Here is a 23691-nt window from a genome sequence, read left to right on the forward strand (position 1 = left end):
ATGATCAAATGATAGTTTTATTAGAATGACACCTTTTTTGAAGTAAGTTTCTCCATAGCTTGTATGATAGCTTCTGCCTTTACAGAAACAGGCTTTGTAATTGTATAATAATGGGTGTTAATATAATTCGCATTTTGATATTTTTGTTCCAATCGCAACTTGAATTCTAATACTTCTTCTGGCGTTCCTTCTACTTCAATATCATGAAATTTAGCTTTCACTATTTTCCTCCGAGTTGTCTTTTTTCTTAGTACTGAAAATCTTTTTTTTCTCATCTTCAAAATCTCGAAGATCATAAATTTGAGTGGTAGAAATATCGTTGTGATGGGCGACAAACTTAGAGACCAACTTAATATCAACACCAGATTCGAGTAGATTAGTAATACAAGAATTTTTGAAAATATGTACGTTAATTCTTCGTTCCAAAATATCAGAAAGAGTATTTGAGCAAAACTCATCTGCCCAAGCAGTAGACATTACCTTGATCTCATTGGAATATTTAGTGGTGAAAATGTAGTCACTCTCGTATCCTCTTGAATCAACCCACTTCTTCCAGAAAGGAAGGACAACGAGAGGAACCATATATTGCAATGGCTTCCCGTCTAAACTCTTGCCTTTACCACGAACTGTATGAGACATAACAAAGTCCATATCATCAGGAATTTCATAATTTAAAATCTCAGTTTTAAATTGAATGATCTCTGAACGTCTTGCACCAACAAGAAATGCAGTGGCAAGCCAAGCCATTCCCAGCCAGTTTTCATCCTCTTCTAGGACATTCATCATAAGATCAAACTCATCTTTTGTTACTTTTACTTTCTCATATGTACGGTTTTTAGCGATAGCAGGGAGACCGCGAGTAAAATTCCTAAAAGTTTTGTATTCCGGTTCTTCCTCGGCAATGATGTTCTCAATATGATTGCAGAAACTTGAAACTACTGATTTTCTGACACCTATTGCTGATGAGGACATTTTTCTGTTATCTCTGATGTAACTCAAGTATCTAAGAAAATCTCGTTTTGTAATTTTGAAGAATGCTTTATTGTTCATTGAAGTATGCATATACCAACCAAATTGTCGAAGAACACTAATGTATTGTTTACGACTTGCAGGGGAGAGGTCTTGTACCGAAACGAATTCTTCAACCTTTTCTCTATAATCTTGATTTACTTGTTGCCACATTTCCTCAGTTACTTCTGCTTGTTTTTTAGCTGGATCACGTAAAGTATTTTGTTTATTTAATTTTTTGGTCATTTAATCAATCCTCATTTATATTTTGGTTTAAGTAGAATCAAACCCCATGATTAATCACTCCCACAATTAGATTTACTTTTTTTAATTAACTATTTTTATATTTATTATTGAACATCTAAACCTTGCTTCTTCAAACCTTTCATCAATGCATGTTCAACCGAACCGTCATTCATCAGTTCTTCTCTTGTGACTTCAGTAAATGGTCTACCTTTATGGGTATAGGGGAAAGACCAATCTTCGTTATAACCTACGCCAGTTTCAACAATGACTCCAACATTTCTATTTCCGTCCATACGGTGACTCTCTACTGATACAGTATTGTTATCAATCATCTCAACGATAATATTTTTATCATCATGTAGACCACCATTTTCACGTTGACGCTCATACATAACCGGATCATACTTATCGTAAACTTCGGATTCGATGTTTTCTTTAAGTTTTTCCCTTGCTACACCTTTGCCAACATCATTCTTAAGAGACTGAGCAATTTGCTTATTAAGATATCTTTCTAAATCTTTTAGGCTTTTAAATTCCATCAGATAATGTCTCTTCTTTTTCTTCTTCTTGAGTATTTTCAATGGTTTGTTTAAATGCTAATTCTCCCATTAACTCACCAGCACGTTTACTTGATGCATCCAATTTGGAGTAAACTTTCTGCACTTGTTCATGATCAAATCCTTCAATCACAGCTTCCATTATTCCTGTGTCGTATAGGGCATGAGTTACATCTACAAGCTTTTGGATGTCATCGTTAGTTTTCGGGATCATTGGAACATCGGAAAACTCTCTCAAAATGAAGAGATGAAGAATACCAGCAGTTCCACGAAGAAGTTCATCTGTAATAACAGGTGCTGAATTTATTTTTTCGAGGATCGAAATATAATCCATTATCACCTTTTCAACTAACGACTCTTTGAACTCAACAGAAATATTCACTTCGTCATTATCTTCAAGAATATAAATCTTTCGCTTCTTATCTAGTGCTTTATTTAATTTATTAATTTTCGCTGCTGTAAGTTTTGCCATTAATCAATTCACTCCCATTATTTACTGACCATTAAACACCTCAATCACCCTAGCTGCCTTCAGGTCGTAATTATGATATTTATAAACATATCTCTGCGCTTTTTTAGCTTTAATGTTTCTTTGCTTATCTGTCATAGTTAATATCTCATCAACCATATCTGTCATTTCTTGTCCTGACTTCGGTAGATAAATATGATCATTGAATAGGTATTCTTGTGCTTTTGTATAAGGTGAGACAAGTAAAGCCCCACCAATGCCCAAGACCTCAACCATTCGCATTGACGATTGAGTAATGGAATTCCCATCGAGGTTTTGTCCTAATGCGATTTTTGATGACGAGTAGAGGAGGGGAAGGTTATCATAAGCCATATAGCCCTTATAGGCATTGTAGCTGTTAGAGCCACATAGATTTACTTCCTTAAATGGATCAACCCACCACTCATTTCCATAGATATCAATGTCATAACCTTTTTGAACCAGAGGGAGGATATACTCTTTTGTTTGTTTAAATCTTCGTTCATAATTATTTGCTACAAGAACAATATCTTTATTTATATTTCCCTTTATTGATTTGTGAAAGGAGGGATTACATCCAAACGTCATCAGTTCAGCTTTTTTCCCTTTGTTCCAGTAATTGGGTAAGCACTCCGCAGTGGTTGTAAAGGTGTAGTCTGAGTAATCAGACCAATAATCTCCTATCCAATGATCAAAAGGAGTATCTTCAATTGAGAAAAAGGCATGGAATATACCTTTTTCTTTGGTGTACTCGAATATGCCTTCCGCAAAATTAGCAAAACACTCACTAAAACAAATATCCGGTTTAAAATATTCAATTGCCTCTTTGAATAATTCAACTTGTTCTTCTTTGGATTTATCCCATAATTGAAACTTATCTTCCATAATAAATACTTCATGACCGTTATTTTTAAATCCTGATGATATCCCCATTCTTATTAAAGGCACATTGTTTGTGAAAAGGATTTTAAGCTTTTTACTCAAACAGAAACACCATCCTTGGAATAGTAATTCTCAATGATTTCGGCTATATCATTAAATCTGTTCTCCCAAGTGTTCTGTTTTGCATACTCTAAGGATTTCGATCTATGATACTCTGACTTACTCAGAATCACCGCTCTATCAACTTGTTCAAGAAACTCTTCGTCTGTTTTTCCAGTGAATACAGAGTCGGGATAAATATTCGTTTCATTCCACTCTGTAGCCACAGTTATTTTTCCCGCAGCCATATGTTCAATCATTTTGATTGCACAAGCTGCCTGAGTAACTTCTTGTGATGTATCGAATGGCAAAAGACAAACGTCTGAATTTGCATAATAATTGTACAGTTCATCATGCGTTCTAGTTCCTAGATTAATTACGTTGGATGGGCAAGCCTTTCCGAATTCTTTACCAACTAGAAAGGTTTTGTATTTGCTTGCTACTTTTTTAATCAGTCCAGTATCTACCCAAGATCCGATTGCTCCACTAAATAGAACAATGGGTTCATCTATATCTTTAAATTCATCTGGGATAATCGAAGGTCTATTAATATAATCTTCTGGACAAGCATTCCGTATCAAATAAACATATTTATGTTTTTTACTTCTCATTTCATAAAGAAATTGACTAGAAGTGAGTACTATATCTGCACTTTCGATTGCCTGATCTTCATATTCATACCACGCACTAAAACTATCGACAGAATCATAAATATTTAATTTTGCTTTAATATCTTCTATGTATTGAGCAGATTTTGCCCACGTGTAATAATAAATGTCTATCTTTAATTGCTTGTATTTAATTTTATTTAATACGTCTTGCCAGTTGTAATAGACAAATAAATTCGGCTCCACTTCTTCTGGCGGTTTGTTTGATTGAGTGTTATTACAAAAAATTACTTTGTAGCCGTTTTTGGCGAACTGTTTAACAATTTGCTGTGGTCTTTGTGTTAAAAAATCCCAATCTAATGTGCATGGATAAAGTATTGTTCTTTGTTTCATAAAAGTCTCCCTTTTTATTTTTCCATTACATGCGTGCAGAATGTTCCCAAATCACACCATATTTCAAAGCCCAAAGATTGCGCCTCTGCACAAAAATAGGCATCTTCCCCTTGAGGATGATACCCAAACTTAACTTTTTTATAGACTTTTTTATCAATCATCCAAATTGCGCCTGTTAAATCAATGTTTATTAAGCATTGTTGTTCTTTATATGGAGCTTCTTTTATTGAACGGTTTGTTATATGCTCATAACTATTTTTGTCAATTAATTTCATGATATTTGGATATTTATACGGTCGCTCTGGATCAACTATGTAGCCATTATATATTAGTCCCGAAACTATATCTTTTTCGGCGTTGAGTAGATTTTTAATTACACTATCAGGGACTAAAATATCGGAATCGATAAACAGTAGTTTCTCGGTCTTAACTTTGAACATAATGTAATTTTTTAATACACTCAAATGATTATAAATGTGTTTATCTCTTATATTAGTTGAGCGAGTATCAATTGGTACGTATCTATTATATGTCTCAATTGTGACACGGCTGTACTTGTTTCGATGGTTATCTTTGAATGTTCTTAATATTTCTTCACTGTGATCAGTGCTATCATTTAAAAGAAAGATTAGTTCGATTTTTTTCTTTGGGTATTTGATTTTGAAAATATGATCAAGGTATTGATTTAGAATAAATTCTCTATTTCTGATTGGAGCCGCTATTGTAACAACAGGTAATTCATTCATGATTTTCTCCCTTTAAAAAGTAAAAAAAAAGCGGTTAGGCATATTTACCCAACCGCATATATGCTGTTCTTAAATTAAATCAGATCAGATTCATCAAAGATGTACATTGTATATAAATCTTTAGAACCCGGTACTGCAAGAGCTTCCATAACAATATCTTGTACAGCAGGATCTCCATCAGGAGCCATTTCCATATTCCAGTTATCTTCAAGTTTAACTGATGGAATGGTGATTTGAGCTGCATAATCCTTTTTAGTAAGTACATCACGAACAAGAACATCTAAAATTAACTCAAAACTTCCTGCGAACTTGTCAGTTTGGGCTTTGATTTGTTTTGTGTCCGCACCAGCCATAGTCTTGTAATAAACAATGACTTTCTCATCATCAATTAAATCGTTTGCTGCAAATGTTACAACTTTATCTGATACGCTATATTCTCCAGTGGAGGGAGCTGTGGACTTAAATTCATAGCTCTCTCCAATTGTCCCATCTGGGAGATACTTGCTAACACTGATTAGTGTTCCTGTCTTACTTGGGGTGTAGTCCAGCGTTACAGAGTTGCTTTTAACGGTAAGAATATTATTTACTGTTACTGGTGTAGCTGCCGTTAAAACTTCCGTACCTAATAGCATTGCGATAAGATCATTTGTGAATAAAGCATCTTGAAGTGTAAACTTTGCGGCTTTATTACCAGAAAAACCAACTAGTTTCGGATTACCGCTGCCACCCTGACTATATACCGTATCAGCAGAGTTTTCTAGACCAGATTGTTTTAAACTATCAAGTCGCGCTCTGAGTTTTTTTGTGATTTGATCAAAAAATGATGCAGTGGCAACGTCTCGTATTGCCCACCGGTTTGTTACTGACATTTATATAACTCCTCCGTTATGTAATAATTTTAACCCAATTATTTTCTTGGATTTTTATTTTTGTTGAGTCAATATTTCCCGAATATATACCTGTCATTATGTTGTTGTAATGATTAATATTTTCTAATCTATAATAACCATCATAAAACTGATAAATTGACAAATTACCTTCGAGTATTCTTAAATCATGTTTCCAAGCTAAGCTAGATACTAGACTATGAAAGTTGCTCACAGGTTTCTTTTGGGGTTTCTTTGCTCGATCCCCCATTATCTTCCGAATAAACTCCTCGGCTTTAGAGTTTGCAGGATTAAACTCCTCTTCTTCGGTTTTGTCAGAAACCTTATTGGCAAATTTAACTACCTGTTGAATTGAAAAAAGCATTTCTTCTGTAATATTCACTTCTCCGATTTGCAAGGAAATGGAATATTCATTAAGAGATGCAGATACAGATTCGTCAAACATCAACTTTATTCCAAGCGAAAAGGCTTCTTTAAAAGAGGGATCTCTTTCAAAAAAGTAGATAATTAATTCTAAATTAGATTGGTCTAGATTCTTTAATTCTGCAATATTGTTTTTATCTAAAAGTAAGGAAGAAAGGGCTTTGTTATAGGAAGAATATCCGACCTTAATAATTTCTTTTATGATAGGAGAGGATATATTTAAACCATAAAGTTCTACAGGAAGACCATGAAGAAATTTTAACTCTATGGATTCATCTATATTTATCATTACTTAAAATCCACAGGTCTATATGTGAGCACATATCCTTGGAATTTCTCATTGACTACATACTCATTTAACCCAGCAAAGACTAGTTCTCCTAATCCAATTCCTCTTATGCCATCCATCAATTCCTCAACTTTAGTCATGATATAATCCATACGGGTATAGCCATAATCAGTTTTAAACAGATCTCTATGGGTGAACATATAGATTCCTAGTTGTCCATTTTTAAAGCTTCTGCCAACAGGTCTATAATCTGTACAAGAGATGGTTATATAAGTTTTGGTTTCTGCTGTTGTCTCGGGGATAAATCGATGGGGATAGATATTCTCATAGATTAATTCATCAGTATATGCAATGCTTTCTTTTTCAAGAAAATTATCGTCTTTATAGAAGAGAGCTTTACATAAATCCTGATTGCTTAATAATCTGTTTATTACAGTGTTTTTATAATCTGTTATCTCTTTGAGAAATGACAATCATCTTCACCTCAGTTAACAACGAAGTCTGGAACTACCTCGCACTTCAAGTAACCACCTGTGTCAATTTGTCGAGTATCATTGAATGTTGAAATTACAGTAGTACATTGACTTAATGGCATCGGAGTTGTTCGATGAATTTCTTCACCAAGTGAATTTCTGAAGATGGCGATATATAGTCCACCATTTGGTGTGAGATGGCCAAGTTCATATGTAATACTAATACATTTCAATGCCTCTAAGGCACTACCTTTGTCTGGATGTTTTGTTTTATCGAAAGCGACTTTCAATTTGTTGTCAGTTGCAATACTGTATGCATACGCATACTGAGAATCAATAGCTACATCCAAATCGGCATCGATAATCTCTGTTGTTGGTGTCGCACTGATAACTACATCTCCATCTAATCCACTAGAATGTTGTTTAGCGTAGGGAAGAGGACTATAAATGAGCCAATTATTAACAACACCTTGCACAAAAGAATCTACTTTAAGTTCACCAAAGCGAACAATTGCTTGACTCATGTTTCACGCTCCTTAATATAACGGTTTTATTTTAATTTTTACTTTAGACATTGAAAGCCCATTTTGATTCACTACATGTAACCAGACATATCCAACTGAATTTCCAGCAACTACAGAGCAAGCATGTTCGGAAGAATTCTGTGTTGAAATTGTTGCTAATGTAGTTTGATTTCCATCCTCAGAAGCCAATGAAAATCTACTTTCATCAGGATACTCAACACCATTTCGATAGAACTTTGCTGTATATGTTTGAGTTCTGCCAACTTTAATTTCGTTGCTACCAATAATTTCACAAGTATACGAGTACGCAGTGGAATCCGTTACTCTTACTTCAATTTGAGCAGATGTATCTTTATAGGTAATGGTAATAATGGAAGATCCTAATTTTAGAGGGGTGATTAATCCTTCAGAAGATATACTTAAAACTGTATCGTCACTTACCGAATAAGAAAGGGCAGGAGAGGGCAGAGGAGTATCTTTATTAGTAACAATTATATTTAGTTGCAAGCTTTGATCTTCTCTTATTGTTGCAAAAGTACCATTAACAATTTCTATCTTGAAATTTGCAATGCGCTCATAATAATCAGCTATCTCTAGGTCTAGATTGTCTTTTGCAATATTTAGATCGCCAGATGAATTAAGTGCTAACTTCACAATTCCAGCCGTACTGATATAATCAACATCTGTAACTTTATATGATTCTTTACCAATAATAAATCTCATATCTCTTTTTATATTAATGCTGTACTTATTGTTTTGTAATGAAATTTTTCTGAATCCATCAGGAACGGACATTATATTTCCATCTTTAACATTGATGCTGGTATCTTTAGAGGAAAGAACAGACGGATGTGATTGTACCTCTCCAAATTCGTCAATCCATTTTAGAATTAAGTTACATTCTTCAATTTTACTTATCTGATACATTTTATTGTATTGAGGTCGAGTCATTGTTAAGTAGTTTTTATTATTCCATAGTACTAGATTACCTTCATAAAAATCATTCAACTTCCCTAAAATCTGATAAGTATTCTCTTTTGAGTTTGTCTGAATAATTAGTTTTTTTGCGACATTATTTACTAGCACTTCATAAGACTCAGGGGAATATTCTAGCAATTCATCAAACCCACTTGTCGCATATAAGGCGAAATCATCTAATTCAAATCCGCTTACCCTGTCATTTGATGAGTTCATTAAATACCATGATTTTGACACTTAATCCTCCTACTCATCATAATAAGAGTTAGTTTTCATCTTATTAAATCTATTTGAAATCTCATTTTCTAGATTGGTTAGCCTTAACTGCATAGTTCTTTTTGCATCGCCCATTCCAGTCAGCCCAATATCCTTACCAATAATATTAGTCAACTTCAAAACTCTATCCAACTCTCTGCTTAGATAACATCTATACATAAGACCTCCTAGCTGATTAATTGAGCTTCTGCTCAGAACAGAATTGAATTCTTCTTTATCAGCATCATAATCAAGTGAATGTAGTTCCAATTCATAATCAGAGAGTGCGCTATCTAGAAACTGTCTAACGAGACCGTCATCTAAAATGACTTTTGATTGTGGTCTGGAATAAAAGTTATTAAGCACAGAATCAATTTGTGTTGGCATAATAGTTCACCTACTTGGTGTTGTCATCAAATTTATAACCTGTGTAATCTTCAAGAAATTTGACTTTTGCCAAATCATTAAAGTTAATCTCTTTGGCATATTGGATTGCTGCGAATTTTTCAGCTTGGGTTTCAACATTCGTTTGAATAGTAGATTCAAATTCTTTCTTACCCTTGATTTTGAAAATATCAACAAGAGCAGCCTTATCTAATACTTTTTGATTTGAATCCTCATTGTCAAAGCCAATCAGCAACCGAGTCGTTTTATCATCGATAAACAATCGAGCATGAGATCCGTTCCCATCTTTACCTGTAAAAAGTTTGTTGCCGTTATATACTTGGGACTGAATTTCTTCACGAGATAGCCTTACGATTCCTTTGGAGGCAACCTTTACATCACCTTGACTATTGATTCGCGAAAAGTATACATCCCAACCACACAGGTTCTTTACAGAAACCTTCTCATCGAGATTGATATTTTCTTGAGTTAATTCTTCAGACATTAAAATTCTCCCTTTTATAAAATTAATAGTGCAAGCGAAAAACACTCGCACTATTTTATGTTTATTAATTAACCGACTTGTTCAACCTCAAAATTGGTATCAGAAATCAAACCGATTTCATATTCACGACCTTTAGCCAAATCAGCACCAATTTCCATATCAAATCTAGTCATTTCAGTACCAGTGATAACATCGTTGCCAGACATAGATGTGAGACCACCGCGTTTAAAGATTTGCAATGGGGCAATTGCTGCTTGTGGGATCACAAACAATAAACCTTCAGGCAAATAAGTATCAAAGTTATCTCCAGCCGCATTCAATTTAGTGAGGTTATATTGATTTGGAGTTTCTACGATTGCACTACCGTTATAAGTTGAGAGCAGACCAGTTTGACGAATTTCATTCATAACTGCTTCTGAAAGGAATGTATTTTTGGCTTCTGTTGGGTCTGCTTTAAAACCTGCAAAAGAGTTGAGTTGAGAAACAACCGAGTAATCACCTGTCAAAGATGGACGACCAAACCGACGAACCTTTTTAACAATATCGTCTACAGATGCTTTAATAATGCCTGAGTTTTCAGCGAAGTATTTAACACCATGGGCATTCTTGATACCATTATATAGAGTGTGAATAACATAGAGCATTGCTTTATTCATCATATCAACCTGAACTTGTTGCATACCCTCAGAAATTTTATCAAGATTACCACTTGCTACTTCGCGGTAATTAACAGCGTAACCGCTAGATATTGTTTTGGTTAGAATTGGATACTCTTCCCATACGTGAGTACCGAATGTAGGATCACCCTGAGATGCTTGGAAATTGCTACGAATAGATTCGTGTTTATAAGTCTTAACCATTGCTTGTTCATCGTATCCGATTTCCTTGAACGTACCCATGAAATTAAAGAGCTGAATTTGTGTCTGAAGATGTGGTTCAAGAGCATATCTAACAATACTGTTAAATTCAGCTTTAGCACCAAAATCACCATTGTGTGCCTTTGCACAAAGCTCCTTGATACGATTCATAGTTGTATCGACTTTGTTTCCATACTTGGATACATCTTTACCTGTAGCCAAAGCAGAGAAGATTTCAACAATGGGAGAATTGTGTCCCAATTTACTGTTAACTGCGTATTCAGAATCTTTACGCGCATTATTTAGATTTAGTTCGAAGATATTAGCCATTATATATATTTCTCCTTAGTATGTATTATTGTACTACTACTTTTCCATAAAATCCCTTGTCTCCAAAGGTGGTTTTCTCAAGAACCTTAATTTTGACTGCGTAATCCGTTGCAGCAGACATTTTCCATTTACCATCTTGAGAAGGATCATCTTCAGCGTCACAAGGAACCAAGTAAGCACCAACTGGCACAGTACCAAAATCATCTTTTACAATATCGTAAGAAAGTTCAACTGGGAGATCTGCAAGATCAGCCAGTTTGAATGCTCTGACATATTCTCCGGCTTCAATTACGAAATCACTAAAACTGCGGATTTCAGGTTTATCGATAATATTCCAAACAACATGAACATCTTTGCCTTTTGCGATTGTTGGTGTTGCTGGAGTTGGTGCAAGACCCGTAGAGTCGTCAGGAATTACCACAGAACCATTTTTCAATTGAATTACAGCTTTTGTACGTGGGTTATTACGCACCTGTTTGAATGCGCCGATTGTACCAAACTTAAACATTTTTTAATTCCTCCAATATGTATTTTTTCTTAGTAAAGTTCTTCATATGAAATAGGTGTTTTATCGTTATTTAGTTCCATAACATCACCATAAACATCAGCAACCGAATTTGATTCATTTTTGATATCTTTGTTTTTACGACTTTCAAGAATTGTTCTTGTGATATAAGAATTCACTTCGGAAACAATTTCATTAATTTTCTCTTTTGTTGGTTCGGCACTAAAAGTTTCAATTTTAGATTTGACAGTTTCCTTTTCTTTTTCAGTAAAATCCTTGAGTGCATCGTTCAGTTCAGCAATCAATTCTTTGTTTTCTGCCTCTTTTTTAAACTTCTTCAATTCATTAATCTCGGAAGTTAAAGTGGAAATTTCATTGTCTTTTTCTAGAAGAGTTTCTTTCGCTGTGTTGAGTTCGCTGGTTACTAAATTCAAATCTTCATCAGATTTATTTTGAATATTCGTCATCGAAGCATTAAGTTCAGTGACTTTTTCATCCTTCTTTGAAATTACACCTTCAAGCTCAACGATTTTATTACTAAGCGTGTTGATTTCGTTCGTTTTTGTTTCAATTTTATTATTCAACTCTACAATCAGAGCATTTTCTGTTTTATACATTTTGTCCTCCTTATTATATTTACTATTAAGTTCTAAAAGGATCGCATTATCATCTGATGGTTCAATACCTAAAATAGCAGATCCCGAATAGTCATAAATCATCGGGACTCTACCTTTTTCTTTCCAACCACCGTCATAAATAATGACTTCATTATCACTATCCTTTTTAACACAAATCTCAACAGATGTTTCTGGGAACTTTCCATCAAACATCTCAGTTTTTAGCCAATCAACAAAAGCAGAGTAGCGTTGTTCAAAAATATATCCTTCAGCTACTAATGCTCGTATGGACTTTCCATTAACCTCGACAGTTTCAATGGATGCATCAGTAGTAACGCCTACGACAACACTATCTTCAAAGATAGGCTCTTTACCTTTGACTTCACTTAAATAACCGTGACCCCATGGTTCCGATTTATTGTAATCGAGGAATTGAACAACTATTGGCATGTTCTTGGCGGTTTCTATGTTACTGAGTACATATTTCTCGCTCCAACTTATCCCATTTTTATTCCATTGAGAGTCATCGTTTTGGATTTCATGTACGACCCATCGAATATATCGCCTGCCACTGGCATTCTGTTTTTGAGACAATTCTAAAATAGAACTCTTCAAATTATTAATTCACCTCCTTCCATATCAGGACTTTGGACGACTATTCGAGTTATTTGTTTTGGATTTTATGGTATTTTCATTTGTAGGATTATCGATGCTTGGTCTACCAGATTCTTGGTCTGTTGCAGTGAATGATGTAAGATGAGGCTTATATTTTTCTTCAAATCCCTCTGCTAATTCATAATCCATTAAGGCTAAATAAGCCTCAGATTTAAATCCTGTGGCGCTTATCCATGCTATTAATGAGCCTCTGCCAAGCGTATAAAGTTCCTTCATGTTATCAATAGTTTCTTTTCTATTGATATAGGTAATGGGGAGGTAGTAAACTTCAACAAAGTCTTTTCTATCTTGGATTATATTTTCATTAATTACTTTGTTAAATTCATTTTGAAGTTGTTCAATCCATGAAAATATCTCAGCAGCTACTAAGTCAAGATTCATTTTTTGACTAGTGAAGTTTGAGTCTTCACCATTGAGGGCAGAGCCAGCAAATCCAAGATCAGTTGCTATCTTTTTTACTAAAGCGTCTTCTGAATTAGTTTTCAATAAATCCACATTCGCAGTTACTTTCTCAAGTTTTGTGCCAGAGGCAACACTAAAAAAAGAAACCTTCTTTCGATTTCCTCGTGCAAATAATGCACCTTTAACGTTATCGTGCTGTTCTTTTTGTTGTGTGTTAGTCAAAGAGGAAGTTCCTTTGGTAGCTCCTTCAGGAAAAGTTTGATATATGATGAGATTATTATTGTCGTCTAAAACACCACGTTTTGAATCAGTAAAATAGTCATCATAAAGCATGTCTATGAAAGCTGCCAAACCTAGAGGTCTACCGTATTGCTCTTCTATGCTTGCTCTTACTTTTATAGTGACTGTCCTTTTATTATCCAAAACAGCCCATCGCTTATTCGTATCTTTTCTATACTCGTTATATTTAGTACGGATTTCCTTTGGAAATCTTCTTAATTTTAGTGAACGACCATTTCCCATATATTGATCGAAGTATGAAAGATCGAATGCAGCAACATATGAAGAGTTAACTGTACCAATTATTTTGCAATAATCAGCCGGAAGTGGCGTTAAGGCACAGTTAAAATCAAAATCATTGATTTCACTTATTTGATTGATATCATAATCACTTAAAGTACTTGGAAGTGTAGAACTAGACTCGCTATTGAAGTAGTAAAATGCAAGACCATCAATAGCTGCTTTTCTGATTGCATCTCTTATAGTTTCTTTGTCTCTTATTTTCTTAAGAGTTTGTTTATATTTATTTGTATTTGACTTGACTGTTTCATGATTTATTCTATTTGAACTAAAGACAATACTATCTAGAGTAGGTAGGGCGGACATATAATCGATAACATTGGTGTAGACACCATTCGCATTATACATCCTTCTTGATAAATTTCTTATCTCTTGATGGTACAACATAGGTTGTTCTAACCAACGCTTAATTCTTTGATTTGATATTTCATTATGCTCATTAACAAATAACTCAAAAGAACGTAAATTTGAATTCCATTCATATGAGGGAGCATCTTCATTCGTTTCAATCAAAATTACTCACCTCCTAGTTAAAGAAAAACTGAAATTCGTATTCATCTTGTTTCTTAAGTTTGGCTTCAAGAGTTTTTGCGAAATAATTACAATATGCCAAACTTGAATATCTGTCTTTTCGGCTTCTACCAACCTCAAATAATTTTACATATCCATTTTTTATTTCATATTCAAGATTTACCATCTCATTAACAAGTATTGTTGTCTGAATATAGGGCTTCATAAGTTGTATTTGTTCTTCTACCGACTTAGAATGGTATGAAAACTTCTCAATTAGATGTTCTCTCCCCTGTACATCACCAACTAAAAGTTTTAAAGATTTCTTCTCAAATGATGTTTTAAGATTCATTGCAATCTCATGATTTAATTCAGCTTTTGTAACTTTAATAGAAAAGATGATAGGGAGAGCATTTTTGTCCAAAGCCCTATTTTTCATTTCCTCGTTATTCATTGCAGTCCATGCAGGATACTCAATATCTCTTTCCTCGTCATATAGTATTCGACTGCAATCATCAAATAGTGATATTCCATTACCAGAGGTATCCATAGCAACATAATCTGCTTCAAAATCATAAAAGATTTGCTTTAAACGTATAGCTTGCTTTTCAGAATGTGCGCCCAACATACTTTCAAGATAAGGGACTTGTCTTGAGTAAAACTCTCCATTTGGAAGTAGTCGCATACAAGTAAAGATTGTATTGTCGTTTTCTTCGCCACCCATCATGGCTACGTCTACACCAATAAGTCTTATTTCGCCATCTTGTTTTGTGGACTTCTTTTTTTTATCTTTGGATTTAGCGTATTCAATAGTTGTAAGAGGATAAAATGGTTTAACCATAGTTCTGCACTTTTGAATATCATTCAGTTTATAAAATGCCTTTTCTGATTCACCAAAGAACATACAACCCATTTCCATACTGACACGTTTATCACATGTTTCCATGTGCGTAGACTATTTCATTATCCCAGTTTTACGCGGGATACTCGGAACTTCGGACAGTAACCCATAAATATTTGTCCTACTCCATTGCTGGATAGTCGTTACACCTTCATTATTTATAATCCCAATGATAATCATATGCACTTTTGTTTGTATCCCCACAAACAAAAGATATTCGAGTATGAGAAGCTTTAATATGATTAGTGTTTTCTCTAATCCACGCCGCAGCTTTTCTCATACTGTTAAAAGTAATTAATATATTTTTTGTATTCATGTCAATCATATTTACTTCTTTACTCCGTGCCTCAATCATAGGATTAATTCTGTTTTTAAACTGGTTACTGTCTAAAGAATTCCAGTACTCTTTTAGTTTGTAACTATGTTGAGGACTTTTAGGTTTACCTTTTAAGGAGTTTTTGATTTTTTCTCTATGTTCAGGAGAGACAGGTTTTCCGATCTTTTGATGTCTCAATCTGTCAACTATATCTCTAGAAATTTTTCTACCAGTATTCGCATTAGATATCTTTTGTCTCGTTTCTGTAGACTGGAAGTGAGTGAGTTTCCCCCTTTTTTTGTCACTCATTTTTCTTTTACTTTCTTCTGTGTGAATGTAACCAAAAGTACCTTCGCCGCCATCGGTCAAGTTGTATCCAAATGGACGTTTTGTATTTAAGTATTTAATCCAATACTTTTCTCTTTCCGACACGTTTTTTAATGGAACATTTTTTTCAATGATCGTATATTGAAAATTTTCAATTCCATGTTTATTAAAGGCGTTATAAAGAAAAATGGATGAGTGCTCTTTTTTAGAAGAATCTATTATATGTTGCTTAAATCGCAAATCAGGGTTAATAGTTTGACCAACATATAACATATCGTTAATAATATTTTTAATTATGTATATATTTGAAGTAATTTGTTTCACCTCTTCTTAAAGGGTGGGGAGGGGATAATGGATTATAAATAAAGCTTGGCACGAGATTGCCCTCGGCTTTACGTTAGGGTTTCCTCGTTAGCATTACTATAAGTAACACACCTCTGGGTAATAGAGTTCACCGAGTTTGCATATAACATTGCTGCTATATGGCGCTAAGTTTAACGCAGTTGGATCAAAATCATCTTCAGACATTTCGTCAAGAACCTGTTCTTTCATCAGCAAACTTTCTTTAATTGCTAACTGATAAGGTAGACCACAGATAAAGTAGTTCTTACCATTAGTCATAGATTTAACAAATGCTTTGAGCTTAGTCCATGACCAATGAAACTGATACCATGCCGAAGATAGGTATATTTCTTTATTTCTTTCTTGTAAATGTGAATATTCAGGGTTGTTTAAATATTTGGGTTGGCGAGGGGCAGTTAGAAATTTGCGGAGAACTTTATTAATAATATCTAAGTCTACCATTCGAAACTCATCTACAATTATACAGTTGGCACGTTTACTTCTTGCTCCTTCATTGGAGGCGACAACTTTTATCCAGCTACCATTGTGAAATTCGACTTTAGGGTCATTGGCAGATGTGGATAAATCACTTATTTCTCTGGCAAGATTAGGGGAGTTGGTGCGCAGATCAGATATCTTTTCTATAACTTCTCTTGCCTGTTTCATGTTACCGGATGCTACAACAATTTTAGTTTCAGGCCAAAGTATACACCGTATTACACAATAAATAGATGTAAGAAAGGTCTTGCCTTGACCACGACTCGCTAAATACATAAAGTAATTGGAGAAGTTCATCATGAAAATCAGAATAACCTGAAATAGTTTTAAGGAGATCCCAAGATATTCTTTTGCAAATCTGTGCGGATTAGAGCGATAATAACTAGTCCAAATACCTATTCCAGTCATTAATCTTTCACTTTTATCTGGATTTTTATTGAAGTTTCTTCCATTGTTAAAAATATTGTTGCCTTTATGAGCTTTGTTTCGAGTTACCTGATAATTCTTATATCCACTCATAATGAACCATCATCAGTTTCTGTATCATAATCAGGAGTATCAACTGTATATTTGTTGACCTCTTCTTCGTATAGTTTCGCATAATCATTGTTAATCCCTAGCATCTTACAGAGGTGTCCAAGGAACCATACCTGTATGTATTTTTTTATTCCGTCAACATCTTTCCATGCCTCGTCAGGTTCAGGAATTGGTCGCTCATTCTCATACTTTTTGATGAGTGTCCCAAAAGTAGATTGTTCCGTAGAGTTTGCTCCGGTTTCTTGCACAGGTTTTATGTTAGATGATCCAAGAAGATCTTGTAGAGTTTTCATTTCTTTATCAGTGGATTTACCAGATTCTCTAAGCTTTTTTATTTCAAGCCTTTTATGAGATATTTCCTGAAACAACATCTCCATTGCATAAGAGTCGCATTCATAAGAATTAATCCAAGTATGATATTCGTTTTCAAGAAAAATGTAATCCTCAGCCTCAAAACCCTTTTTGCCCCATTTAAGCTGTAACTGTAGCAATTCCTCTGGTGGAATTGCGAATGCACCATCTAATGATTCTATAAATTCGACTTCAGAGACTATTGGTTTCTTCATAATACTATCTGAGAATTTTTTGCCCTTAAATTGAGAGAGAGAGGAAACTTGAGGTATATATTTTGACCATTCCTCATTACTCAATTCCCATGTTTCCTGAAAAAATGGTTTATCCATTGTCGCCAAGACTTGAATGACTCTATCGATATATCCATCTGAATCTTTGTTTCCGATGTGGATTTGAAGGCAGTCTTTGCACACTTCGAATTTATCAGATGAAAACAAAGGCGTTGAATTGATATAAAATGCACTCGAAGCTTTAAGTTTGCGACAATTTAAACATTTTATTTTTGTTACTGCGCTTTTAGATTCTGATTCAACCTTTTTTATTGCCATTTTTATCACCTTTTTCTAATCAAGCTCCACTTTTAAATAAATAATATGGGGTAGGGAGGGAGTAGCCCCGTTTAAAAATCCTTTAAGCAGGATCTCCCCATATTAAAAATAAAAACAAGAAAAAAGGCGATTCTATGGAAGCAGTCGTCTTAGGAATTCTTTTTATTTTTGGATTTTATACTTTAATTTTATATGTGCATTCAATATTTGATCCATCTAGCACTATGTATTTTTGCATAGGGGAAGCGTAATACCTTTTTGATATGGCGTAGTCATCTACTCCCATCAAACTGCCATTAACGATTGATTCTGTTTTACCAAATTCCTTTTCAAAATTATGATGAATATGTCCTGAGTAAATATACGCTGGAACAAATCCAAGTAACTGAGGAAGGTTCTTTGCGGATGTGGAAACGGGGTCTAAATCTCCATGAACAAATACATGCTTTTCCCCTTCGATTTCTTCCACATAGATTCCGTCATCATCCTTAACAATTTCGATATTTGGGAAATCCTTAAGTCTTGTCTCAAGAAACCAAGGCACAAGATATTCAAGATTTTCTCTGAAGACAGATTCATGTTTATTTGCAATCAAACGGCTATGATTCCCAATGATATTTATGAATTTGACTTTTTTGTGATGTTTAGAAAGTTCTACTAATGATTCAGCAATACTTTCTGCCGCTATCTGTATTTGTTTGATCACATCTTCACCAGATTGCACTCTAGCCGATACATGAATAGCACCATGCAACATGTCTCCGAGATTTGCAACAATTAGTTCTGAGATCTCATTTTTCTTACTATATTCAATTGTTTTGTATAATAGCCTAGAAAGTCGATCTCTGAAAACCTCAATATTATATGAGTTAAGACTGTTTTTAAATTCACTTCCGATATGCCAGTCTGACCACAGGGCGATAGCTTTTCTATTTGAGTCGTTTTGATATGTGTGAAAAAGAGGAGAGAGGGGTTTTAGAATGTTTAACTCTAATACTGATTCTCGAATTTGATTTTTTAAGTTTTCAAATCTCGCTTCTTTATAAATAAGTTGGTTATATTCTCTTTTTTGATCGCGTAATCTAACTGTTTCTTTTTGCATTTCAATGGTAGCATCACGGACTTCTTGAACTACCTCATTGTTTGCATATTTCGCAAGAATAATTGGTTTGAATTCAATATAGCTATTATACCGTTTTCTCCAACGACTCTCGGAGTATTCTTCATCACATTCATCATTTAGCAATCTTGAAGCTTGAGTCCAGTTTAAATCGTATGTATTTAAATTGTCACCAAGACGAATTAAATAATCGTCAATTGACTCTGACGATAACCTTTTAGTGCTTGTAGGAGTCATTTAATCACTCCCTATTCTTCAATTAGATGGCTCGGTTCGAAATCAGAGGCCACAGTAAGTGAAATATTCCCGCCATCAAAATCTTGAAGGAGAGATTTAACGTTAAATGTATAAGTTCCATTTTTGTCTTCACTGGTAATAGTCATTGTATCCAAATTAAATAGTCCAGTTCGATTGACTGTTTTGCTATCCTTATTTTTAGCCATAGTTACTCCCTTAATAGTATATTTTCAATGTTTTCTAGGTAAAAAGGGGAAATGAATCCCCTCGTATTACTGGTCTCAGGTCGTTTATATGAAACGACAGTGTACGGTAATGTGACGACATGTTCTATTAAATTGTTACGGGGTTCTCCTAAACGGAGAAGGATTAACGGTATTACTCTGGATAATATCAATCGAATTTAAGCAAGGTATATATACCCTCTCAACAGCTACATTCGCCCCTTACCGGGATATCGTTACCACTCTTAGTCTTACGTGATTCATCTTGCGCTTCCCTTGTTCAGGGCTTAGTTAATACATATGAGTCGATAGCAGGGCGGCGTATCCTGCATCTCTGATTACTTATCGGCACCAATAAGCGCGTAGAGAACCTTTTCTACCTTATCGACTTAAGAAACGTTTAACATTTTTCACTATGTATGTATTAATGGTTAAATTATTTTTTTAGAGTATCTTTCAATGCTTTGGCAAATTTCAGTGATGCTTTTTTACCCGCAGCGATAATCAATTCTTCTCCTGTTTGTGGATTACGACCTTTGCGTTCTGCTGTTGGTTTTGTATCGAATTTACCGAACCCCGGCACATTTACGAAATCGCCAGAAGCCATTGCTCCTGTAATTGTTTCAAATACAGCCTCTACCGCTGCTTCAGCTTCTTTATTTTGCAATCCTGTTTTTGCTGATACTGCTTTTGTTAGTTCTACTTTATTCATTTTATAATATCTCCCTAAGTTTAATTTTTTGTGAGAGTGTGATGATCCCTTGGTTTTTGGAAATTAGATCATCATGCTCCCTAAAACACCATTACGTTTTAAGTATGTTTATTTATGAAACGTTGAAAAATCAACGTTTTTTATGACGAGAAATCACAAAAAATTCATTATCTATACAAATTGTATGTGATTAAACGTTGAAAAATCAATGTTTAACGAGAAATATTTAAACCCTTAACATTTCTCTTTTTTCTCATACTTTCACGTGCGTATCTTCTGTTATCTTCTTTTTCTTTTATCTTCCAACATGATTCACAATATTTTTTTCTATTAGAATTAACTTCAATTCTTTTGCCGCATTTTTCACACAATAGATGTTCTGATTCATGAACTTCAGATACATTTTTCTTTAGATTATCAACAATAACATCACCAAAGCTAGACCATAACGTTGTTTTATAGCTGCTTTTCTTTTTATTATATAAATACTCCACCAAAACATTTACAACATGAGTTACGTCGCTATTAACCTCTAGTATCTTGTTTCGAATATCAGTATATACAAATAAAGTATCGCCAGTGTAATGACCATCTGATGGTCTCATGTCCATGAAACGCTTTTTTAGGTCGAGTTCTTTATATTTGTCTATCACTAATTCGTCAGAAGATTTATAGCAATAGTCGCCACATATCAACCGATGATAATCAAAATCCCCAGTATTCAAAGCGTTAAACTTAATTCTAGGATTGGGAATTAGTTTTCCTAATCTATTAACTACACTATCGTTGACTGGCTCGACATTTGCTCCATCTTTATCTTTTGCATGTATAAAGAAGTTGGGAGTTTTACTTTTAGTGAATCCGGTTATAAATTTCTTTTTATTCTTTGGTCTTGTTGGTTTATAAAGCGTTTTGGCATAGTCGATTGTAAAGTTATTTTCCATACATAGTATTTTAATTACATCTAAATCAACATTTTCGCTATTCCAAATCTTAGTTATATCGTTACTGATCATGCCGATGTTCCCACCAGTATAAGCAGACTTTAACCCATCGTACACATTTTCGTTATTAATTGGCAGAGCTTCTGCCTTAGCCATATTGTAGAAGAGTGGGTTAATGCCTTTCATGTTTCTTTCTGCCACTTCGACAATTGTTTTGTCATTACAGACCAAGCTCTTATCGCCATCCACATCAAACATAAGTATCTTGCTAATAGGATCATGACAGCTAGTGTAGAGATTCTTTGTTACAAACCATCGCTTTATTTCCTTAGTGATTTTATTGTTTCTGACTGCGTGTTCACGATACAAATGAGGGCTTCTTAAGCAGTCTAGTTTTTCATCGTCAGAATAGAGAAAGCACGATACTTCGCCATCACCTATTAATCCCTTTGGGTTTTTATCGCCTTTAATCAAATATTCACAAAAAGCATAAAGATCAGGAGAAATAAAAGTATATTTGCCACTAATTGATATCTTTCCTGATTTAGCTGCTGAAACCATGCTCTTTTTTGTTTGTTTAAGTATTTCTCTGCTATATGTATCGTTTAATAGCTCTGGATAAATTTCTAAAGCTTGTTGAATATAGTTTTTATTAATGTTCGATTGGTTTGCCCCAAGTATCTTAAGCATAGTGCGCCTATCTGATCCGACATTAATGATGTTGTTGATAGTATCATTACTGATGGTTTCAAGTTCTTTGTCAGTAATATCTGTCAGTGTCTGAAGCATCTGATAGTTTAACTTGGCATTTCGAATAAAGGACTCTTCTTCATTACATTTGCCAGCATGGCATTTGAACTTTTTATAATAGTTCTTATATTCATCCCATGAGGAATAGTATTTCCACATCTTAAACTGGCTTTTAGTGAAAATGACTTCAATTCTATTATTTATGAGATCGTGTTCCTTACCGTAGATGTCTTTTACAACTCCATATTTTGTAGTTCCCAACTTCTTATTTTCTTCTCTGATAAACTTATCAAAAGGGAAGGGGACTAACAAACCTTTTACCCAAGGCAAACGAACCATCATACTTGCCTTGTTAATTCTCGGAAGCATCATTCCACAACCATCAGTATGCTCGATTGATATATCCATCTCTTTAGTTTCGATTTCATAAGTTTTATCATCGATAAAGTCTACAACTGAATGAACTAGCGTTTCCATATCGTCAACTACAATTGATTTATCAATATCGAACTCTGACCATTGCTCCGTAGCACTATTACAGAGAGCGAGGTAGGCTAAATACTTGTTAATATTAACCCCGCCATGTTGATTTATCCTTTTAACTGTCAGTCCACACATTAATGATTGTTGATACTTATTGAAGGTCTTTTCTTTAATGAAGACTGTCTTTTTTGTGCGGATCTGTCCTGCGCTTGCGGTAAAACATATGTATTTTTCATTTTCAAACATAAAACCGTTATGTATAAGGTCTTTCAATATATCGAAAAAGTATGTTTGAACAACAATAATATCTTTTGTTAGGCTGTTTTGTTTCACTTTTAAAGTCCTTGTAAGAACTGAATCAAATACCGATATAATATTGTTGTCTTTGATGGCCTCTGAACGAATATGTCTTATTTCTTTATTTAATGAAAACTTTGTGTAGAGTGATTCTTTTAGTTTTTTTATACGGGCAGATGTTCTTGATATACGTTCTTCTAATAATTCTTTATATTCTTCAGTAAGTTCTTTAGTATTTAACTTTCCTTTTAATAAGTATCTATATCTGTAATTCTTATTTAATCTTCTATGTATAGTCATTTCATTCTCATTATAGAAAAAGCTTGTATCAATACTATAAACGTGAACTTGTTTATCTAGACTAATTTCTTATTCCTCCTTAAATTTACTATTAATATATTTATTAATAATTACTTACTATATGTATTTAACACTTCTAACCCAAACTCACTCTTATGTGGCTCACGATAAAACTTGCCACTATTAGCATGATACTTTCTCCATAACACTTCATCATCAATTTTCTGGCTATCTAGATACTTCACACAATCATATTGTCCTTGCTTCATCTCTGATGAAACACATCTTTCGTCTGAATAATCCACCTCGCCATCATAGTATTGTTCCTGAAATGTTTTAAATAATTCCTTCGTTTGATTCGTTTTCTCCATATTATGTATTCATATTCCTTTCTTTCTTACCCTCGTATGTTTTATTCAGAAGTAGTTGGTTTACTAATGCCTACCAATAACTTTCTGTGGTTAAAATATAACACGATAAAAACAATCAGTCAATAGTATGTATATATTTACTAATAAAAAGTTGTTAAATGAAATAATAAGGGAGGGTATTTACGATTTATTTATCTTTCAACTTCATTAT

The 23691-nt window shown here is 34.1% G+C and carries 27 protein-coding genes; all 27 read right to left on the reverse strand.

Features of this window, described 5'->3' with window-relative positions:
- Positions 1 to 20 precede the first annotated feature (20 nt).
- Positions 21 to 221, reverse strand: coding sequence for a hypothetical protein (locus MHB37_RS11965; RefSeq protein ID WP_405169290.1), 201 nt, complete (start codon positions 219 to 221; stop codon positions 21 to 23).
- Positions 211 to 1254 (reverse strand): tyrosine-type recombinase/integrase, encoded by a 1044-nt coding sequence (locus MHB37_RS11970; protein WP_405169291.1) that lies wholly within the window; start codon positions 1252 to 1254, stop codon positions 211 to 213. Before MHB37_RS11970 ends, MHB37_RS11965 begins: the two co-directional genes overlap by 11 nt.
- Positions 1255 to 1358: 104 nt before the next feature.
- Positions 1359 to 1793: a hypothetical protein gene (locus MHB37_RS11975; RefSeq protein WP_405169292.1), complete on the reverse strand. Its 435-nt coding sequence runs from the start codon at positions 1791 to 1793 to the stop codon at positions 1359 to 1361.
- Positions 1783 to 2283: a hypothetical protein gene (locus tag MHB37_RS11980; protein WP_405169293.1), complete on the reverse strand. Its 501-nt coding sequence runs from the start codon at positions 2281 to 2283 to the stop codon at positions 1783 to 1785. The genes MHB37_RS11975 and MHB37_RS11980 overlap by 11 nt, the downstream gene beginning before the upstream one ends.
- A gap of 21 nt (positions 2284 to 2304) precedes the next feature.
- Positions 2305 to 3282: a glycosyltransferase gene (locus MHB37_RS11985; protein ID WP_405169294.1), complete on the reverse strand. Its 978-nt coding sequence runs from the start codon at positions 3280 to 3282 to the stop codon at positions 2305 to 2307.
- Positions 3279 to 4280 (reverse strand): glycosyltransferase, encoded by a 1002-nt coding sequence (locus MHB37_RS11990; protein WP_405169295.1) that lies wholly within the window; start codon positions 4278 to 4280, stop codon positions 3279 to 3281. Before MHB37_RS11990 ends, MHB37_RS11985 begins: the two co-directional genes overlap by 4 nt.
- A gap of 14 nt (positions 4281 to 4294) precedes the next feature.
- On the reverse strand, positions 4295 to 5026 hold the full coding sequence (locus MHB37_RS11995; protein WP_405169296.1) for a glycosyltransferase: 732 nt from the start codon (positions 5024 to 5026) through the stop codon (positions 4295 to 4297).
- A 74-nt stretch (positions 5027 to 5100) separates the two neighbouring features.
- The gene (locus MHB37_RS12000; protein ID WP_405169297.1) at positions 5101 to 5895 is read right to left on the reverse strand and encodes a hypothetical protein; all 795 of its coding nucleotides are present in this window, start codon (positions 5893 to 5895) and stop codon (positions 5101 to 5103) included.
- Between the two features lie 16 nt (positions 5896 to 5911).
- The gene (locus tag MHB37_RS12005) at positions 5912 to 6625 is read right to left on the reverse strand and encodes a hypothetical protein (protein ID WP_405169298.1); all 714 of its coding nucleotides are present in this window, start codon (positions 6623 to 6625) and stop codon (positions 5912 to 5914) included.
- On the reverse strand, positions 6625 to 7098 hold the full coding sequence (locus MHB37_RS12010) for a hypothetical protein (protein WP_405169299.1): 474 nt from the start codon (positions 7096 to 7098) through the stop codon (positions 6625 to 6627). Before MHB37_RS12010 ends, MHB37_RS12005 begins: the two co-directional genes overlap by 1 nt.
- An 11-nt stretch (positions 7099 to 7109) precedes the next feature.
- Positions 7110 to 7622, reverse strand: coding sequence for a hypothetical protein (locus tag MHB37_RS12015; RefSeq protein ID WP_405169300.1), 513 nt, complete (start codon positions 7620 to 7622; stop codon positions 7110 to 7112).
- A gap of 12 nt (positions 7623 to 7634) precedes the next feature.
- The gene (locus MHB37_RS12020) at positions 7635 to 8837 is read right to left on the reverse strand and encodes an Ig domain-containing protein (RefSeq protein WP_405169301.1); all 1203 of its coding nucleotides are present in this window, start codon (positions 8835 to 8837) and stop codon (positions 7635 to 7637) included.
- 9 nt (positions 8838 to 8846) lie between these two features.
- Entirely contained in the window at positions 8847 to 9242 is a 396-nt protein-coding gene (locus MHB37_RS12025) for a hypothetical protein (RefSeq protein WP_405169302.1), read from the reverse strand.
- A 10-nt stretch (positions 9243 to 9252) separates the two neighbouring features.
- Positions 9253 to 9744, reverse strand: a complete 492-nt coding sequence (locus tag MHB37_RS12030; protein ID WP_405169303.1) for a hypothetical protein — start codon at positions 9742 to 9744, stop codon at positions 9253 to 9255.
- Between the two features lie 68 nt (positions 9745 to 9812).
- On the reverse strand, positions 9813 to 10931 hold the full coding sequence (locus tag MHB37_RS12035) for a hypothetical protein (protein WP_405169304.1): 1119 nt from the start codon (positions 10929 to 10931) through the stop codon (positions 9813 to 9815).
- A 25-nt stretch (positions 10932 to 10956) separates the two neighbouring features.
- Positions 10957 to 11439, reverse strand: coding sequence for a hypothetical protein (locus MHB37_RS12040; protein WP_405169305.1), 483 nt, complete (start codon positions 11437 to 11439; stop codon positions 10957 to 10959).
- A 29-nt stretch (positions 11440 to 11468) separates the two neighbouring features.
- Positions 11469 to 12668 carry a hypothetical protein gene (locus MHB37_RS12045; RefSeq protein WP_405169306.1) on the reverse strand — a complete coding sequence of 400 codons (1200 nt, stop codon included), beginning with the start codon at positions 12666 to 12668 and terminating at the stop codon, positions 11469 to 11471.
- Positions 12669 to 12692: 24 nt separating this feature from the next.
- Entirely contained in the window at positions 12693 to 14222 is a 1530-nt protein-coding gene (locus MHB37_RS12050; protein WP_405169307.1) for a hypothetical protein, read from the reverse strand.
- A 13-nt stretch (positions 14223 to 14235) separates the two neighbouring features.
- Positions 14236 to 15123, reverse strand: a complete 888-nt coding sequence (locus MHB37_RS12055; protein ID WP_405169308.1) for a hypothetical protein — start codon at positions 15121 to 15123, stop codon at positions 14236 to 14238.
- 151 nt (positions 15124 to 15274) lie between these two features.
- Complete coding sequence (locus MHB37_RS12060) at positions 15275 to 16087, reverse strand: NUMOD3 domain-containing DNA-binding protein (protein WP_405169309.1); 813 nt, start codon at positions 16085 to 16087, stop codon at positions 15275 to 15277.
- Between the two features lie 96 nt (positions 16088 to 16183).
- Positions 16184 to 17122: a terminase large subunit domain-containing protein gene (locus MHB37_RS12065; protein ID WP_405169310.1), complete on the reverse strand. Its 939-nt coding sequence runs from the start codon at positions 17120 to 17122 to the stop codon at positions 16184 to 16186.
- Positions 17119 to 18042 (reverse strand): hypothetical protein, encoded by a 924-nt coding sequence (locus tag MHB37_RS12070; RefSeq protein WP_405169311.1) that lies wholly within the window; start codon positions 18040 to 18042, stop codon positions 17119 to 17121. The genes MHB37_RS12065 and MHB37_RS12070 overlap by 4 nt, the downstream gene beginning before the upstream one ends.
- 175 nt (positions 18043 to 18217) lie before the next feature.
- Entirely contained in the window at positions 18218 to 19399 is a 1182-nt protein-coding gene (locus MHB37_RS12075; protein WP_405169312.1) for a hypothetical protein, read from the reverse strand.
- An 11-nt stretch (positions 19400 to 19410) separates the two neighbouring features.
- Positions 19411 to 19605, reverse strand: coding sequence for a YonK family protein (locus MHB37_RS12080; RefSeq protein WP_405169313.1), 195 nt, complete (start codon positions 19603 to 19605; stop codon positions 19411 to 19413).
- A gap of 454 nt (positions 19606 to 20059) precedes the next feature.
- Positions 20060 to 20335: an HU family DNA-binding protein gene (locus tag MHB37_RS12085; protein WP_405169314.1), complete on the reverse strand. Its 276-nt coding sequence runs from the start codon at positions 20333 to 20335 to the stop codon at positions 20060 to 20062.
- Between the two features lie 212 nt (positions 20336 to 20547).
- Complete coding sequence (locus MHB37_RS12090; protein ID WP_405169315.1) at positions 20548 to 23109, reverse strand: RNA dependent RNA polymerase; 2562 nt, start codon at positions 23107 to 23109, stop codon at positions 20548 to 20550.
- A gap of 110 nt (positions 23110 to 23219) precedes the next feature.
- Positions 23220 to 23480: a hypothetical protein gene (locus MHB37_RS12095; protein ID WP_405169316.1), complete on the reverse strand. Its 261-nt coding sequence runs from the start codon at positions 23478 to 23480 to the stop codon at positions 23220 to 23222.
- Positions 23481 to 23691 lie beyond the last annotated feature (211 nt).

Origin of the sequence: Paenibacillus sp. FSL H3-0286 (assembly GCF_045040705.1) — a bacterium.
In the GTDB taxonomy this organism is placed as follows: domain Bacteria; phylum Bacillota; class Bacilli; order Paenibacillales; family Paenibacillaceae; genus Paenibacillus_AQ; species Paenibacillus_AQ odorifer.